Consider the following 17,305-nt stretch of genomic DNA (forward strand, 5'->3'; position numbering starts at 1 on the left):
TTTATAATCGGTATTAAGAAAAATGGTAATTAGCGTAAATTCAGCTCAGGAACCGTCTGTCCGCGTTTATTATAAAACTCAGTCACAAATTCATCAAAGCTGTCTTGTTCGATGGCGTCTCTAATCCCGTGCATCAAACGCTGATAGTAGCGTAGATTATGAATAGTCGCTAATTGCGCACCTAGCATCTCTTTGCATTTGTTTAAATGATAAAGATAAGCACGGCTAAAGTTTTGGCAAGTATAGCAATCACATTCAGGGTCCAGTGGGCCTTCATCGTTACGGTACTGGCTATTACGGATGCGTACTATACCTGCATTGTCCGTGTCACCGGTGACGAAGTAATGACCATTACGCGCGTTGCGAGTCGGCATGACACAATCAAACATATCAACGCCGCGGCGTACGCCTTCCACAAGGTCTTCAGGCTTACCAACGCCCATCAAATAGCGCGGCTTGTCGGCTGGCATATCATCGGCGATATAGTCTAGGACGTCCATCATCTCTTCTTTTGGTTCGCCAACAGACAGGCCGCCGATGGCATAACCATCAAAGCCAATATTGAGCAAACCTTCGAGTGACTGCTGGCGCAAATCGGCATACATACTACCTTGAATGATACCAAATAGGGCGTTGGTGCTGCCCAGTCTTTTATGTTCATCGACGCAGCGCTGTCCCCAACGTAATGACAGCTCTAGAGATTTTTTGGCTTCATCATGAGTCGCTGGATAAGGGGTGCATTCATCGAACTGCATGACGATGTCAGAGTTTAAGCTATACTGAATCTGCATTGATTTTTCTGGTGATAAGAAAACCTTGGCACCATCAATAGGAGATTTGAAGTTAACGCCCTCTTCAGTGATTTTACGCATGGCACCCAAACTGAATACTTGGAAACCGCCAGAATCGGTCAAAATCGGCTTGTCCCAATGCATAAATTTATGCAAGCCACCGAATTTATCAATCACATCAGTGCCTGGGCGTAGCCATAGATGAAAGGTATTGCCAAGAATAATATCCGCACCAATGGCTTCGATATCACGTGGTAGCATGCCTTTGACCGTACCGTAAGTACCCACAGGCATAAATGCAGGTGTTTGCACATCGCCATGATTGAGATGAACCGTACCCCGGCGCGCACGCGTGACGCCACTGGCTGTTTTATGTAAGACAAATTGCATATTATAACCGCTATGTAAGCTATGAAAATGGTGCTAATTATAGCATTATTCGCCATTTTTTGGACATGGATGTTTCGTGGTCATCAATATAACCGTTTAACATGATATTGCTATAACCAAAAAAAAGACAGCAATCGCTGTCTTTTTTTTGTTCAATTTCAAGATAACTGATTTAGCTGTTTTGCTCGCGAATGATGTTCAGCATACGGCGCAATGGCTCTGCGGCTCCCCATAACAGTTGATCACCAACGGTAAACGCGCCTAGGTACTCAGGACCCATATTGAGCTTACGTAGACGACCTATTGCCACTGTTAAAGTACCTGTTACTGCTACTGGCGTTAAGCGATTCATGGTCGCTTCCTTGTCGTCTTCGACCACATCTAACCATTGATTGCCGCTGTTTTTAAGCGCGGCTTCGATTTCCTCTAATGGAATATCTTTTTTAAGCTTGATGGTCAAGCCTTGTGCATGACAGCGCATCGCGCCAACGCGGACGCACATACCATCAATAGCTATGTTGTTTTCGGCGTTATTACCAAGGATTTTGTTAGTTTCTACGCCGCCTTTCCATTCTTCACGTGACTGTTTGTTTTCTAACTGCGAGTCGATGTAAGGAATTAAGCTACCTGCCAATGGTACGCCAAAGTATTGCTTAGGGAAATTGTCTGAGCGTTGGGTTTGGGCAATTTTTTTATCGATTTCAAGAATAGCACTTGCAGGGTTAGCCAGCTCGTCTTTAACGGCATCATGCAGCACGCCCATGCCGTTGATTAACTCACGCATATTATTAGCGCCAGAGCCACTAGCTGCTTGATAAGTCATGGCGCTGACCCATTCTACCCAGCCTCTATTGAACAGCTCGCCGATGGCCATTAACATCAGTGACACGGTGCAGTTACCACCAATAAAGTCTTTTTTGCCGTTGGCTAGGGCGCTATCAATGACGGTACGATTGACTGGATCAAGCGTGATGATGCTGTCATCTTCCATTCGCAATGTACTTGCTGCGTCAATCCAGTAACCATGCCAACCACTATCGCGTAGTGGTTGATGAACTTTTGAGGTATAGTCACCACCTTGGCAGGTAATAATCACATCGCAAGCTGCTAGCGCATCAATATCATGAGCATCCTTTAATTGGCTGGTCTGAATACCGTCAAAGCTTGGCGCATCACCACCTGCGTTGCTGGTCGAAAAAAACACGGGCGTAATGCCATCGAAGTCTTTTTCTTCAATCATGCGTTGTATCAATACTGACCCAACCATGCCGCGCCAGCCTACCAAGCCTACTGTCAAATTACTCATGAAACTTAATCCTTTTTACAATAAATTGTTGCCTTGCCAACCAATAACAATGCCGTGAAAAAACATAAAAAGCAAGGCATTTTGGCGACTTTTCATTATTTTTTATACACTATTAATTGTGCTTATTATAACTTTAAGTTATTAATTAAAAGATAAACATTACTTTATATTAGCTTTTTTAACGCACATAGCTTTATCACATTTTAACCATTGCCAAAATAAATGATATTTGGCAGTGAGCGAAGGTAGCGAGTAGTAATGGTTATTACTAATGAGTCAAAATTGTAATGTTTTATAGTAGTGAGTGCATAATCATAGCGCATCAGTAGGCGATAATCGCGTGAAATGCTAAAGTACATAAAATGTTAAAACATGCATGATCACCTTAATAGACGGTTAATACAGACTATGGATCTCTCACTATTATATTACGGCATTCAGTGGCTAGCAGGATTCATCGCATTGGTGACGATTTGGGGTTGGATACCGCTCGATAATTGGTGGGTGCGCGGCGTTGAGTTTCCACGCATTCAAATAATGGTGCTTGGTGTGATTGCTTGGGTTGGTATGGTGATGTTTGGGTCAGAGTGGCAACTAGGGCAGTGGTGCTTATTTATCGTCTTAAGTATTACGTTGGCATTTCAGCTTAGAATGGTTTTGCCTTATACCAGATTATGGAAAAAAGAAGTGCAAAAGGCAAAAGAGTTGCCAGATGCACAGGAAAAACAGTTAAAAATTATGGTCTCAAACGTACTAACGCCGAATGAAGAAACCCAAAAATTGGTCGACTTGGTGAAGCAAAAACAACCTGATATTTTGATTACGCTAGAAAGTGATAAAAAATGGGAAAAAGCCCTACAGCAAGTCGACCCTGATTATCCCTATACTGTCAAAGTCCCGCTGGATAATTTATATGGTATGCACTTATATTCTAAGCTTGAGTTGATAGACCCTAAAGTTAAGTACTTAATGATCGATGATATACCTTCTATCCATACGCAGTTGCGCCTGCGAAGTGGTCAGGTGATTTGGTTGTACTGTTTGCACCCCATGCCACCGAGCCCAACTGAGGCGGACAAATCAACCACCCGTGATGCCGAACTGCTGATGGTTGGCAAACACATAAAAGAAAACAATCAAACAGCGATACTGGCCGGTGATCTCAATGATGTGGCGTGGTCCAAGACAACCCGTCGTTTTCAGCGTATTTCAGGATTATTAGACCCTCGTATTGGTCGGCATTTTATCAATACTTTTCATGTGAATTATCCATTTTTACGTTGGGCATTGGATCATATTTTCCATAGTACTTGCTTCACTGTCGTGGATATTAAGCGTCTGCCTTCTATTGGCTCCGATCACTTTCCTGTTATGACAACGCTGCAATATGAACCAGAAAAGACCAGTCAGCAAGAGCAAAACGGCCCCAATGCGGAAGCAGAAGATATTAAAGAGACTAATAATAAAATCGAAGAAGGTAAGAAAGAAGGCGAAAAAGTCTCAAAAGAGCACGTAGAGGCACAGTGAGGTTGGAGTATCTGTACGGAGATAAATTCTTGCATTAAGACGTAAGCATATGCTTACGTTAAATAAGGTCTTTAGCCTCTAGTTGCATTAAACTGATTACCCTATAATACAACCATCAACACAAGGATATGCAAGGATGCAGTGTTGAGGCAGTATCAATAAAAGTACAGGTCAGCCCGCTGTCTTATACGTTACTGTTCATGACTTAGGATAGGTCAATATGGAAGTATAATAACAATAATATGAAGTCTCGAAGCCCTGAACCAATCGCCCTAGGTTCGGGGCTTTTCTTTGTGTGTAAATTGTTGATTTATACTGTCTTATATCAACCCAAAAATATGAGTAGCACGTGGCTACCAACATATCGATTTTAGTTAGAATTGCCTATAGCACTCATGCTTGTTTCTATTGTTATGCTGATTTTGAGAGTCGTCTGATGTATTAGCAGTTAAGCTTCAAGCGTTTTAGAGCCTCAATAAACGTAAATAAAAAAAGGGTATATGCGTTGGCATATACCCTTTTTTTATTCAAATATCTTTACTGAAATTTACCTTACTATATTATACCATTCACAAAAATTAGAGTAGCAAGGAAAACGAGTGCAAGTGCTACGCACTGTAGACTAAACGAGTTTGACACAGCTAATCGTACTTTTTGGGTTTGGTATTACTAACTAATTAACCCAACACTTGGATATAAGCGCCCGCACGTAGCTCTTGTAGCCAGTCTTCTTTGGCTTGCGGTGCTAGGCGTTGATATAATGCTTGGCGTGCCATACTGCGACGATATTGATCGCTAACATCTTGCTGGCGCTTGTCATCAACCTTTAAGATATGCCAGCCAAACTGGGTTTTGAAGGGTGCAGAGTAATCACCAACTGCCGTCTTTTTCATCATGGCTTCGAATGGGCCAATCATGTCTTCTTCACTCACCCAATCTAGATCACCACCGCGACCAGCTGAGCCTGGATCATCCGAATAGGTTGACGCTAAACCAGCGAAGTCAGCGCCGCTGCGTAGTTGCTCATATAGATCATTGATTTTTTGCTCAGCCAATGCGTCTGTCTGTAGTTCATCGACTTTCACTAATATGTGACGAGTATGCCACTGCGGTATCAGCATCGTGTCGCTGGATTTTTTGTCGGCGAGCTTGATGATATCAATACCTTCAGGTGTCACTAACGGTGCGCTGACCTCGCCAACTTCAAGCTTGGTAATCTCACTTGATAGCTCTGTAGGTAGGGCAGCCGCTTTATGAAAGCCCATATCGCCCCCCTGTAGCGGGATAGCATAGTTGCCTTGACTGGCAGCAACGGCCTCGGCGACATCCACATTTTGAGCAAGCAGGCGAGTACGCAATGCTTCTGCTACTTTCAGCGCCTCATCACGTTGCGCTTCTGATAGACGGCTATAATCATCCATATAAGGGACACGAACATGAATGGTCTGGTATTCACTTTGATTTAAACGCTTGGCTTCAGGAGATGCCAAAAACGCATCAATATCTTGCTCGCTAATGCGCACACGGTTTCTGATTTGGCGTTGTTGTAAGGCTTGAATAGCAGCATCTTCGATCAATTGAGCCCGTAGCGTAGCATAGCTGCCAGGCTGTGCTGTATCTAAACGTTGCTGCAGTTCTGACACACTATTAAGTCCTTGCGACTCTGCGATTTGACCAAGGCGCTGATTAATCGCTGCTTCATCAGGGTTTAGACCGACGCGTTTGACCATCGATAGCTGTAGCTCACGCAAAATGAGTGCATTTAATACTTCAGACTGCAGCTGTTCTGAGTTTGCAATGGGTTCGCCAGCCGCTTGAGCGCGTGTTTGGGTTTGTGTAATTGCATCAACCAAATCACTTTTCAAAATCGCGTTTTCGTTGACTAAGGCAATAATACCGTCTGTACTATTACCAGGCGTTAAGCGATCCACATTGCCTTGCTCAGCAGCGGCATTTGCTTGAGGCGCTTGTGCTGTAGCGGGTTTAACAGTGGCAGCCTGAGCGCTCAATGTAAACGCTAAACTGGCGCTCATAGATAGCAATACAGCGCGGCTGGTCTGACGTAAAGAAAAAAATCTCATGATGCTCCTCATCAATGTCATCGCATCGGATGGTAGTCGGTCAACTTTATCCAATACTCTTAATAGGCAAATATTGGACTGGGTTGTCCATAATAGGGTTGCAAACTGGGTTATAAAAAATGTGTTATTGCTATTTATGCAAACAATTTTATGTAAATAACGGTTTAATCTGGCAAAAGTTGTTAGTCCTTCCATGCTGTCTGAACAGGCTCAAAGCCCAAGACTTTATCAGCGAGCAATCGTGTTAGGCGGCTGCTACCACTACCGAGACCGTTCAATCTAATCTCAGCCATAATTGCTTGCGTTGGTTTGTCTTTGATATTTAAGTCGTTATAGTAACGACGACCATAAACTGCAAAACCAAAGCAGCAGTCTTCATAATCAACACCGACTAACGAATCAAGCATTTTATCACGATTGTAGTCATATTGACCTTGAGCCAATACACGCCAGTTATTATTGATAGGAAAAACAGCAGAGGCGGTAAAAGCAGACAATGGCAGCTGATTGGTGTTTTCATCGCTTTGACGCTTAACAAAGCCCACGTTAAATAGACTATTATCCGACGGCTGATAACGTAGCTCAGTCGTAATATAGTTTAAATCATAATCATCGGTCAGTGCACCGCTGATATCTACCCAAAAGTTATTATAAGGCTGCGTGCTAGTATCCCAAACCATCCCCGAAGACGACGAGGTGAATACTGGCTGCTCATCGTCAAGCGTCACACGCCCATCATCGATGTAAAATTGCTCTGCAATGCTACCATCAAAACGTGTCACACCCGTTGCATCGATGTAACGATAATTGATACCTGGGGTAATCGAGTGCAAATCTTGCAAGCGATCATGGCCTAAAAACCAACTATCAGAAAACAGCTGCTCATAGTTGATAGAGGCGATACGAGTGTTAAAGTTTGGAATGTCGTTTTGGTTTTCATAGGGCGAATAGGTATATTTTAAGCGCGGGCTAAGCAAACGATAGCCGCCCATCGTATCGTCAAACGCACCGAATGGTGAACCCGCTTGATAAAAATTCAACCCTGCATCAATGCTGGCTTGTGGGACAAATACCGATTGGCTACCGTCTTCTTTACTCAACTGGTTGTCTGCTAAACTGTCTTCGTCATAAGAGGTGTATAGATGCTGCAAGCTTAGTTTGGGATTAATATAACCCCAAGATTTTTCCATTGGATAGGCAGCGCTTAGTTTGTTATAGATACGCGTCCCACTTTTTTCATTCTCAGAACCATCGTCGATGGATTTTTTAAAATAAGCAGAGTCATGTACACCAGTGATGTCGAAGCTCTTTGCCCACGGCAAGCGATAATCGAGTTTAAGCTGCGGTAACCGTGAGTAAGGCTTGTCTTTATCCTTTAAAGGCTCGCCATTATTGGTAAACGCATCGAGAGTCTGAAAAGACTCTACTTTTAGTTCACCGTTGACGTAATCGTTGTAATAATTCACACGCGCACGGCGTGGTAAGTTCAAGGTGCTGTCTGATAAACCCAAGGTATCAAAATCGTTGAGGTAGTCTTCATCAGAGACGTAGCTATATTTGGCGTCACCGCTTAAGCGCGGAATGCTACTAGATGACCAATAATGGTCGTAGAAAAAGCTGCTACGGTCTTCATCGTTATATTTTCTATCGTTAGGTAGATATGAGCCATTAAAAATACCTTCGCCATAATCTTCGGTCAGATAGCGAAATTCACCTGAGAGCATAGGGTTACGATCAGTATAAACATGGGTATTAAGGGTCGCGTCATAGTTGGGTGCTAGGTTGAAGTAATAGGGTGCATCAATCTCAAGACCGCTCTCGCTACTGACACTAGCGTTTGGTAATAAAAACCCACTACTGCGGCGACTGTCTATCGGGAAATTAAAATAGGGTAGATAAAATACCGGTACATCAGCGACACGAAAGGTCGTATTATAAGCTTCGCCGCGGCCCGTGTCGGTATCTAAATCAATGCTCTTGGCATCAAACTGCCATTTGCGATTGGTCGGTGGGCAGGTGCTGAACATTACTTCATCTAGCTCATATTGATTGTCTTTGGGTCTATTTAAGCGTTTGGCATAACCATGTGCTTGCAGCTCTACACTCGCAAAGGCCACATCATTAGCGGTTGATTGTCCCGTTTCAGTACTATAAGCCAAGCTGTCTGCAACCCCAATAAGGCCGCCTTGTGAGGCCTTATCACTAAGGTTAGTCTGAGCATTATCTAATGATCTGTTTACTGAGTTGTTTGAAGCGTTATCGCGTGGGACTTGTTTACCCGTTGCTTGGTCAGTAAACATGACTTTACCTTGAGCAGCAGCCACCCCAGTGCTCAAATCTAGCACGACCTTTTCTGCTTCTATATGCTGAGTACCCTGATCAATAATGACATTACCTGACAGCTCCGCATAGTCGACATTATCGTAATAACCATAATCTGACTCTGAAAACAGCGGTGCTTGATTGTTTGGAATACCGTTTAGATTGGCTGCTGGCTGGCCATTGGTAGCGCCAGCCTCATTTACGGCACGCTGATAGTTAGGATTGCTTTTTGGGTAGACCCATTGACCCTCACAGCGCTGTGCGCTATCTACCGTATTGGGCAGTAGCTGTAAGTCTTTACCTACTTTGGGGATAGTTTCTGGGGTGGGTGTTTCAGTACTCTGAATATTATCGTTTTCAGCGTTCAAAGTTTTATCGATACTATCCGATTTCGAAGGCTTGCTATCTGGAGTCAACTCATAAAACTCTGCCAAACGCATCAAGCTATTTTGAATGCTTTCATCGTTGAGATCAAGATTGCGGCCAGTCAAAGTAAGTTCGGGTATACTTGTTTCATTACCCTGTATCTCATTATTTACCGGATTGCTCTCAACTGGATTGCTCTCAACTGTATTTGAAGGGTGTTCAGAGATCATATCACCGCTTTCATCTATTTCAGTGATGCCTAAAGAGGGGGCTTCTATAAAATTGCTATTTTGATGGCTGAGATCTTGGGTGTCACTACTGATATCATTGATACTACTTGGCAAACTGGCATTATTTGCTGTGTCAGAGACATAATTATCATAGCTATCGGCACTATCAGTGAGTAGTGGCTTGGAGTTCTGCACGTCAGAATCGCTGAGCGCAGCATTGACGGCTAGGCTTGACAAGCTTATGGCACCAAATAAAATCAAACGGATGCTTTGGTAGAGCGGAGAATATAACAAGGGCACACCTATGATTGCAGAGCTTATCGGATAGCGATACTGAATTTATTAACCGTATTACTGATAGATATAACACAGTGAATAAGCGACTAAAAACCCACTAATAAATACTATTATTTTAAGAGTTTAGATGTTTTACATATAATGACGACTAATCATAGTCAAAAAAAACCAAATCAGCTACACTATTTACCAAAATTTATAATATAGCTAAGCGGTGTTTTAACAAGCTATTTTTAAATAATTGCTGAGACTGTGCCCAGCGCTAAATATTGAATGCTATTTTAATTTCATTATGACAGCAGCTGTTGTGACTAAAGATGCCACTATTTTAGCAAGTATTCGCCCGACTTATCACTACTTTAGTTGTTTACGACTTATATTTAACCTGCGATGCCTTTTATGACTGATAAAATAATTTTAGAGCCTAATACAACCGAGACAAATATCAATAGCCGCCTACAGCAATTAGAGAGCTGGTTGCAGCAAGTATTTGCTGGTCAAAACTTTAAATTGGACAGCTTGCCAGGTGACGCTAGCGCCCGCCAATATCATCGTATCCAGTTGTTGGGTAGTGATGGAGTCGAAACAGCGCGTTATATTGTCATGGATTCTGCTGACGAACAAGACGCCATGCGTCAATTTATTAGCGTCGCCAAGCTGATGTCATCTGCGATCAATGTGCCTGCACTTATCGCCCAAGATGTGGCAAAAGGCTTTTTGGTATTGCAGGATTTTGGCACGATAGAGTTTGCCCATTTATTGGTCGATGCCGCGCCTACCCAAACCAATGAGCATTATCAGTTGGCAATGCAGACGTTGGTTGCGCTACAAACCATCCCAGTCGAGACGGCTAGGTCGCAACATCAATTGCCAGATTATGACACAGCATTATTAGATCGTGAGATGGATTTATTTAGTGACTGGTTTATACCTTATATCGGTATTGCACTTGATAAAACCTTATGGGAGGATTTTAAATCCGCATTAATAAAAGAGATTTTGTTGCAGCCACAAGTCATCGTCCATCGTGATTATCACAGTCGTAATCTCATGCAAGACCAAGAAAATTATTCGCGTCTAGGGGTGATTGACTTTCAAGATGCCGTCGTCGGCTCTTATACTTATGATTTGGTGTCACTAGTGCGCGATGCTTATGTTGAGTGGTCAGAGAGTCAGATATCGCAATGGGTTCATGACTTTTGGCAATTACAAAAACAAGCCGCTCTAGCCACTGCTGATAGTGTAGAGCAGCTTGAAAACGATATGAACGTGATGGGTGTACAGCGACACTTAAAAGTGCTGGGGATTTTCATTCGCTTATCTAAGCGCGATGGCAAAGACCGCTATTTGGCTGATATTCCAAAGGTCATGCGTGATTTGATCTTTGAGCTAGAATGGTTAGAGGCGCGTGGCAGCCAGCATATGCAACAAGCGGTAGCACCGTTTAACGAATACCTAAGAGAGACTATATTGCCAGCGTATCAAAATAAGTTTGCCCAGCAATATATCTAGGATACGTTATCAATGGATTTCTTTAGCCATTTTATGTTTGAGCATGGCTAAATTTTCATCGAAGCAATAATAACAATCACAACAATAATAAGGAACGCACATGTCTACGATTAAACAAGCCATGATTTTGGCTGCTGGCAAGGGTACGCGTATGCGTCCGTTAACACTTGAAACCCCCAAACCATTGGTAGAGGTGGCTGGGCAGCCGCTTATCGTTTGGCATATTAAAGCGTTACAAGCGATCGGTGTCACTGACATCACTATCAATGCGTCATGGTTGGCTGACAAGCTGATGGATACATTGGGTGATGGTGCGCAATATAACGTTAAGCTGCACTGGTCAGTGGAAGATGACGAGCCGTTAGAAACCGCAGGTGGGATTTTTCAGGCGTTACAGACAGGCAAGCTAAGAGACGAGCCGTTTATTTTGGTCAACTCAGATGTTTGGACGACTTATGATTTTGCCCAGTTGCGAGAGTATACGCTGGGCGCCGATCAGCGCGCGCATCTATTATTGATAGACAATCCAGAGCACAATAATGGTGGTGATTTCGCCATTAATAATGGTCTTGCTAGTGAAGAGCCCATTGGAGATGCCGATAAATATACCTTTGCTGGTATCAGTGTTATGTCACCCAGGCTGGTCGATGGGCTGGTATCTGGTCAGCCCGCTGCACTAGCGCCACTGCTTAAACAAGCGATGATAAAGTTTCAAATTACTGCTGAGGTTATAACGGATAACTGGGTAGATGTTGGTACACTTGAGCGTTTGACGCAGGTCAATGAGTTTATTGAAAACAAGGGTGCTGATAACCATTTAGGGGCGTAAAACTCCTATTAAATTCCAACGTATAGTCAGTAAAAGTAATATCGATACCAGCAGTACTGTAGCGTTTTTTAAGGTGTTTTGACTATCCGTGACAGAGTTCGAACGTGACAAAGTTAGAAATAAAAAAGCAGCGTTGATAATAATCGACGCTGCTTTTTTTATGAATGTATAGTCAGTGAAAAGTAAAATCGATACATCAAGTACTGCGGGTACCGTTTTTTCTAGCTTGCTGTGCCTACGCAGACAGAGGCTACAAAAAAACTATACCAGCAGTATCGTAGCGTTTTTAAAGTATTTTAACTATATAGGGTTGGCTATCAAACACCCATGGCCAGTTTAATTAGTTGCGCAATGGTAAATACAACCAAAAATCCTGCAAAGTATAAACCAATGAACCATGCCCATTGTGATTGTTTTTTACTAAGATTTTTCATATCGAGCTCCTAGTTAGCGTATGAATCAGCTGGTTAGGTTTAGTTGCCGCCATTACAGACAGCAACTATTGGCGATTAATTCTTCTTAATACATGTGCTCATGATCCGTTTTACCTTTAAAGGTGTAATAGGCAAAAGCAGTATAACTTAAAATAATCGGCAGCATAATACCGGCACCAATCAGCATGAATGACAATGAAGTATCTGCAGCCGCCGCCTCATAAATCGTCATTTGATACGGCACGATATAAGGGAATATCGCGAAACAAACCCCAATATAGCCCATCAAAAACAATGCGACAGTTAATAAGAATGGACGGTATTCGCGTTCACTTTTTAAGTCTTTACGCATCAAGAAAAATAATAGCACGACGATAATTGGCATCGGTGCCAGATAGAAGAGACCTGGGAAGCTGAACCAGCCTTCGAGGGCATCGATATCTGAAAAGAACATAAAAATCGTAACAGCGATCATCGCTAGTACCAGCGCGCTTAGCATCCAGCCAGAAACTTTACGTGCCCAAATTTGTAACTTGTGCTCAGTTTTGATAATTAACCACGTCGAACCAAGCAGCGCGTAACCAATCATAAGGGCGATACCACACATCACTGAGAAAGGGCTGAGCCAATCAAACGGTCCACCCGTATATAAGCGATTGCTCGCCTCTAAGCCTTGTACCAGTGCCCCAAGCATAATGCCTTGGAAGAAAGTAGCAACGACAGAACCAATAAAGAAGAAAGAGTCCCATACATAGCGGTGCGAGGATGCTTTAAAGCGAAATTCGAACGCCACACCGCGCATAATAAGGCCAAACAACATAAAGATGACGGGCAAATAAAGTCCAGTCATAATGATGCCGTAAGCAACGGGAAAGGCAGCAAACAAACCACCACCGCCCAACACCAGCCATGTCTCATTACCATCCCAAAAAGGAGCAATAGAGTTCATCATGCGGCTACGGTTTTTATCGGAGCCAGCAAATGGGAACAAGATACCACAGCCCAAATCGAAGCCATCTAGCAGCACATAAATAAAGACAGACAGGGCAATCAAGCCGCCCCAAATTAAGGGTAAATCTAATACATCACCATAGTTAAACATTAGCGTAACCCTCCATCGTCTTTATCATTCGCTGGTGTGTCGATGCTTTCAGCCGAATCCTGTTCTACTTTGTCACTGGCATTATTATCACCACTTAACGTACGACCTTGACCTTCAGTAACGGAGTGCTCATAGAAGTTATCGTCAGCAGGGTCTTCGTAAGGCTGGGGACCCTTGGCAATCAAGCGTAGGATATAAAAGCTACCAGCACCAAAGACGAAGATATACAGCACAATAAAGCCAATCAGCGTGGTGGCAACTTGCTGTGCAGCAACGGGTGACATACTCTCGGCGGTACGAATAACACCATATACTGTCCATGGCTGACGACCGGTTTCGGTCACAAACCAACCAGCCAATAGAGCGACAAAACCAAGTGGCGTCATCATCATCCACGCTCTGTGGAACCATTTGCTTTCAGGATCAAATTGTTGCTTTTTAAAATACTTATAGAGACTAAACAGACCTACAAGCAACATTAACATGCCAATCCCAACCATGACTCGGAATGACCAAAACACAATAGGAACATAAGGTCGATCTTCTGGTACCCAGTTTTTGAGGCCTTTTACTTCGCCATCTAATGAATGCGTGAGGATTAAACCTGATAGGTAAGGGATTTTAACTTCATAGTGGTTCTTTTCCGCTTTTTGATCTGGAATAGCGAATAACACGAGCGGCGCCCCGCGCTCATTCTCCCACATACCTTCCATAGCTGCGACTTTCGCTGGTTGATGCTCAAGTGTATTAAGACCATGCATATCACCAATTAATATCTGCATAGGCGCAACAAAGATAGCCATAATCATTGCCATGCCCAGCATCACACGACCATGCTTACGATGTTCAGTATGCTTTTTAGATTGCAGATAGTAAGCACCGATACCACCGATGACGAAGGCAGTAGTCAAGAACGCCGCCGTCATCATATGTGCATAGCGATAAGGGAACGATGGGTTGAAGATAATCTCAAGCCAGTTGGTTGGATAGAGTAGGCCATCAGCGCCCATCATGAAGCCCTGAGGAGTTTGCATAAAGCTGTTAGCAGCCAAAATCCAAAAACCTGAAATCAGCGTACCAATGGAGACAATCGCTGTTGAGGCAAAATGCATGCGCTTGCTGACCCGCCCCCAACCAAACAGCATAATACCTAAGAATGAGGCTTCTAAGAAAAACGCCGTTAATACTTCATAGGCTAATAATGGGCCCATGACGTTACCGGCTCTATCGGAGAAGACTGCCCAGTTGGTGCCGAATTGGTAAGACATGACGACGCCTGACACCACTCCCATACCGAAGACAACGGCGAATATTTTTACCCAATGCTTATACACTTCGGCATAGATAGGTTCGCCACTCTTGAGCCAGCGAAATTCGAGCACCGTTAAAAAAGCGGCAAGTCCGATAGAAAAAGCAGGAAAGACGATATGCCATGAAATAACAAAAGCGAATTGAATTCGCGCAAGCGTCAGCGCATCAAGCTGGCTGATCATAAATGTAGCGAACATAAACGGTTACCCTTATCTGTTAGCTGAATAGCGCTAGCTTCCATGATACGCTCAAGTAACTGTCCGTAGCTGTCTATAATGCTAAGTATACATCTGAGCATTGAGCCAAGAATGTTAACTAGGCGACAAAATTTACGGGCAATGGCTAAGTGTTATTTAGCTGCAAATGTCATATAGCTGAACCGTTTTTGCTTAAGTATTATGATAGAGATGACACACAATCTGGTAGGTATAAGCAAAAACTGTTTAGCTAAAGTGAATAATTTATATCCCTATAAATTAAAAATATTTTGTATTAAATAAAACAATTGGTTTGATTTAATCTCAATATATTATGCGCTTCCATTGAGCATGGTGCAAGGTATGCGCTACGATTGCCACACACCTATTAGTCACGAATCAGTATCAATAGCGCTTCGATGGCACTCAAAAAAGCCGTTATTAATTGTCACGACGAGCCTATTGGTATACCAATAAACACTGTCTATAATAAAACAGCTATGTAGTAATACTTATCAATTAATGAAGGAGATTTATCGGTAGTTTATTACGATTACACCTATAAAAATTGATTTAAAATATATTGTATCTAAACGATATATAGATAGTTGTTACCTTATTATTACCTGTGTACTTGTATTGTTAGACAGCTTTATATTGTTACTGCTTTAATTGCTGATGCAAGATACGGCGCAAGGTCAAGATAGTTTGTGGGTTAGACTGAATACTATGACCACCACTAATGATGGTTTCAGAGGTGGCACCATCTAAGTGAGCGCTGGTATAAGGGACGATGCCATCTGATAAACGCTCAGTCAGTGCTTGGCTGATGTTCTCATCAATGGTCACCGCAGCGACCAGCGGTTCGGCTGGCTGATTTGAAGTGTTATTCGTATTGCTGGATTTATCTTTAGTATCTTCTTTTACTGCTTGTGATAAATCTATTTTTGCACCGCCGGGTTGCATTTGGGCCAGACCTTTGGTGATATCAGCATCGTTATTGGCCATTATTGAATGGTAGGTGATGCGATCATTGATGGGGATGTCTTTGGTTAATTGTATAAAGGAAGACTTATCACTTAGTTGGCTGGCACCATTTTGTAAATATAAAGCTCCCAGTGGGTTCTGTGCCAAGTCGCCTTGGGTTGCAATCGTTGCTAGGTTGTCAGTGACTGTTTTTACCAAACCAACGGGCAAATAGACAATGCGGCGCAGTGCTCGTGTGAACCAGCGGTCTGCGTAATCAGTACCACGAAAAGGCGCTGATAAAAACACAGCCGTATCTACTTGCGGTAATGCACTTAGCTCAAACCGTTCTTTTAGTTGCTCTTCGCCGAACGACTCTTTGAGTACATCACGAATTTTACGTTTTTCACTATTAGATAGAATGTCTCTATCATCCAGAGTGTCTAGGTCGTCGACCAGATTTTCATCGGACAACATCATACGCGCGATGATGGCACCCATGCTATGACTGATAATCACGCTGTTTTGGCTGGCACGATTCTGTCCTTTGGGGTCCGTTTGCTGATACGTGCTATTAATCAAACGTTGAATTTGATAGCGGTTTTCTAAAATAGGCAAGTTGGTTGGATAAAATATCTGCCAAACTTGATAGTTATCGCGCAATTTATCGTCGTTGAGAATATCGTTGGTCAAATTTACCCAAGTGGCAGGACTAGAGGCCAAGCCATGCAACATAATCAGTACGCGCTTATTGGGATCATAAGGCTCAAGCATAAATAGTTTGGGTAGACTGGCATCTGGCTGGCGGGTTATTAAATTGAGATAACCCACACCATCCAGTTGATTCTCTGACAGCCACAAGCCATAACCTGCGGAGAAATTGGCAGCTAGAGGATAGTCGCTATTTAGAATATTGACGCTCTCGCTTTGGTACGGGTTATATAAATGCACATCGAGCTTGCGATTATTCAGTACATCTAGCACGCTATCGCCACTTGGTTTAATCAATCCCGTTAACAGCAGGTGTCCAGTAGGATAGATGCGCGAACTTGGCTCGCTATCACCTTGACTGTCGTTGTCTTTTTCACGATTCAATCTATCTGAAAGTGATGACACCAATAACTGGCGGATGGTGGTGGTATAACGATCATCTAATGAAGCCACTAAACTGATACCCAAGCCTGGACGTTTACTGATTGAGTTAAGCCCAGATAGACGTAGATCGTAGGTAGATACTAGATCTGCTAGGGCAGAAGTTTGTTTATGGGCATTTTGCAGATAGCTATTTTCATTGGGCAAATAAATACCAAGGTCATAATCATCAACTTGTACCTTCATGACTTTGACTTGGTCAGTCAGTTTGCCTTTTAGTGGTGGATTTAGTGGTGAGTGATTGGCAATCGCTGCTAGGTTATTGTCATCGATATGACTGGCAGTCGTTGGTAGATAGTCTACGTCTGTATCACCCATGACTTTACCTGAGCCATTGACTGATCTGTATAACTGGGTAATGACATCATTATTGGCGGAATTATAGATATCTTGAGTCTGAATATCGTTGTCATTTGGAATACGGTTTTGCGCATTCAGACTTTTATCTTGGTCAGCACCCTCAAAATCGTGGGTCAAACTGTCATAAAACAA

General features: G+C 42.9%; 11 protein-coding genes. 3 read left to right on the forward strand and 8 right to left on the reverse strand.

The genetic code is table 11. From position 1 onward, the window contains the following. Window positions 1–29: 29 nt before the first annotated feature. Window positions 30–1,181 carry a tRNA guanosine(34) transglycosylase Tgt gene (tgt, locus tag ACT3TU_RS10470; RefSeq protein WP_192523289.1) on the reverse strand — a complete coding sequence of 384 codons (1,152 nt, stop codon included), beginning with the start codon at window positions 1,179–1,181 and terminating at the stop codon, window positions 30–32. A 172-nt stretch (window positions 1,182–1,353) separates the two neighbouring features. Further along, on the reverse strand, window positions 1,354–2,478 hold the full coding sequence (gene asd / locus ACT3TU_RS10475; protein ID WP_225735231.1) for an aspartate-semialdehyde dehydrogenase: 1,125 nt from the start codon (window positions 2,476–2,478) through the stop codon (window positions 1,354–1,356). A 417-nt stretch (window positions 2,479–2,895) separates the two neighbouring features. Between asd and ACT3TU_RS10480 the strand changes: the two genes are divergently transcribed. Further along, on the forward strand, window positions 2,896–4,014 hold the full coding sequence (locus ACT3TU_RS10480) for an endonuclease/exonuclease/phosphatase family protein (protein WP_192523287.1): 1,119 nt from the start codon (window positions 2,896–2,898) through the stop codon (window positions 4,012–4,014). A 677-nt stretch (window positions 4,015–4,691) separates the two neighbouring features. On the opposite strand, the gene ACT3TU_RS10485 is transcribed toward ACT3TU_RS10480, so the two are convergent. Continuing rightward, window positions 4,692–6,095, reverse strand: a complete 1,404-nt coding sequence (locus ACT3TU_RS10485; RefSeq protein ID WP_444784339.1) for a peptidylprolyl isomerase — start codon at window positions 6,093–6,095, stop codon at window positions 4,692–4,694. Window positions 6,096–6,277: 182 nt separating this feature from the next. Then, complete coding sequence (locus tag ACT3TU_RS10490) at window positions 6,278–9,307, reverse strand: LPS-assembly protein LptD (protein WP_192523285.1); 3,030 nt, start codon at window positions 9,305–9,307, stop codon at window positions 6,278–6,280. A gap of 393 nt (window positions 9,308–9,700) precedes the next feature. Here ACT3TU_RS10490 and ACT3TU_RS10495 point away from each other — a divergent pair, with 393 nt between their 5' ends. Both ACT3TU_RS10495 and murU read left to right on the forward strand, forming a co-directional pair. Continuing rightward, window positions 9,701–10,822 (forward strand): aminoglycoside phosphotransferase family protein, encoded by a 1,122-nt coding sequence (locus ACT3TU_RS10495; protein ID WP_192523284.1) that lies wholly within the window; start codon window positions 9,701–9,703, stop codon window positions 10,820–10,822. Window positions 10,823–10,922: 100 nt separating this feature from the next. Continuing rightward, window positions 10,923–11,651 (forward strand): N-acetylmuramate alpha-1-phosphate uridylyltransferase MurU, encoded by a 729-nt coding sequence (gene murU / locus ACT3TU_RS10500; RefSeq protein ID WP_192523283.1) that lies wholly within the window; start codon window positions 10,923–10,925, stop codon window positions 11,649–11,651. A 317-nt stretch (window positions 11,652–11,968) separates the two neighbouring features. On the opposite strand, the gene ACT3TU_RS10505 is transcribed toward murU, so the two are convergent. From ACT3TU_RS10505 to ACT3TU_RS10520, 4 genes are all read right to left on the reverse strand, one after another. Then, window positions 11,969–12,085 (reverse strand): DUF2474 domain-containing protein, encoded by a 117-nt coding sequence (locus ACT3TU_RS10505; protein WP_192523282.1) that lies wholly within the window; start codon window positions 12,083–12,085, stop codon window positions 11,969–11,971. Between the two features lie 85 nt (window positions 12,086–12,170). Next, window positions 12,171–13,187, reverse strand: coding sequence for a cytochrome d ubiquinol oxidase subunit II (gene cydB, locus ACT3TU_RS10510; protein WP_192523281.1), 1,017 nt, complete (start codon window positions 13,185–13,187; stop codon window positions 12,171–12,173). Next, window positions 13,187–14,695, reverse strand: coding sequence for a cytochrome ubiquinol oxidase subunit I (locus ACT3TU_RS10515; RefSeq protein ID WP_192523280.1), 1,509 nt, complete (start codon window positions 14,693–14,695; stop codon window positions 13,187–13,189). The genes cydB and ACT3TU_RS10515 overlap by 1 nt, the downstream gene beginning before the upstream one ends. Before the next feature lie 660 nt (window positions 14,696–15,355). Beyond that, a partial coding sequence (locus tag ACT3TU_RS10520) for an esterase/lipase family protein (protein ID WP_444784340.1) occupies window positions 15,356–17,305 on the reverse strand: 1,950 nt, incomplete at its 5' end.

Origin of the sequence: Psychrobacter sp. AOP3-A1-26, assembly GCF_052378235.1 — a bacterium.
Lineage (GTDB): Bacteria > Pseudomonadota > Gammaproteobacteria > Pseudomonadales > Moraxellaceae > Psychrobacter.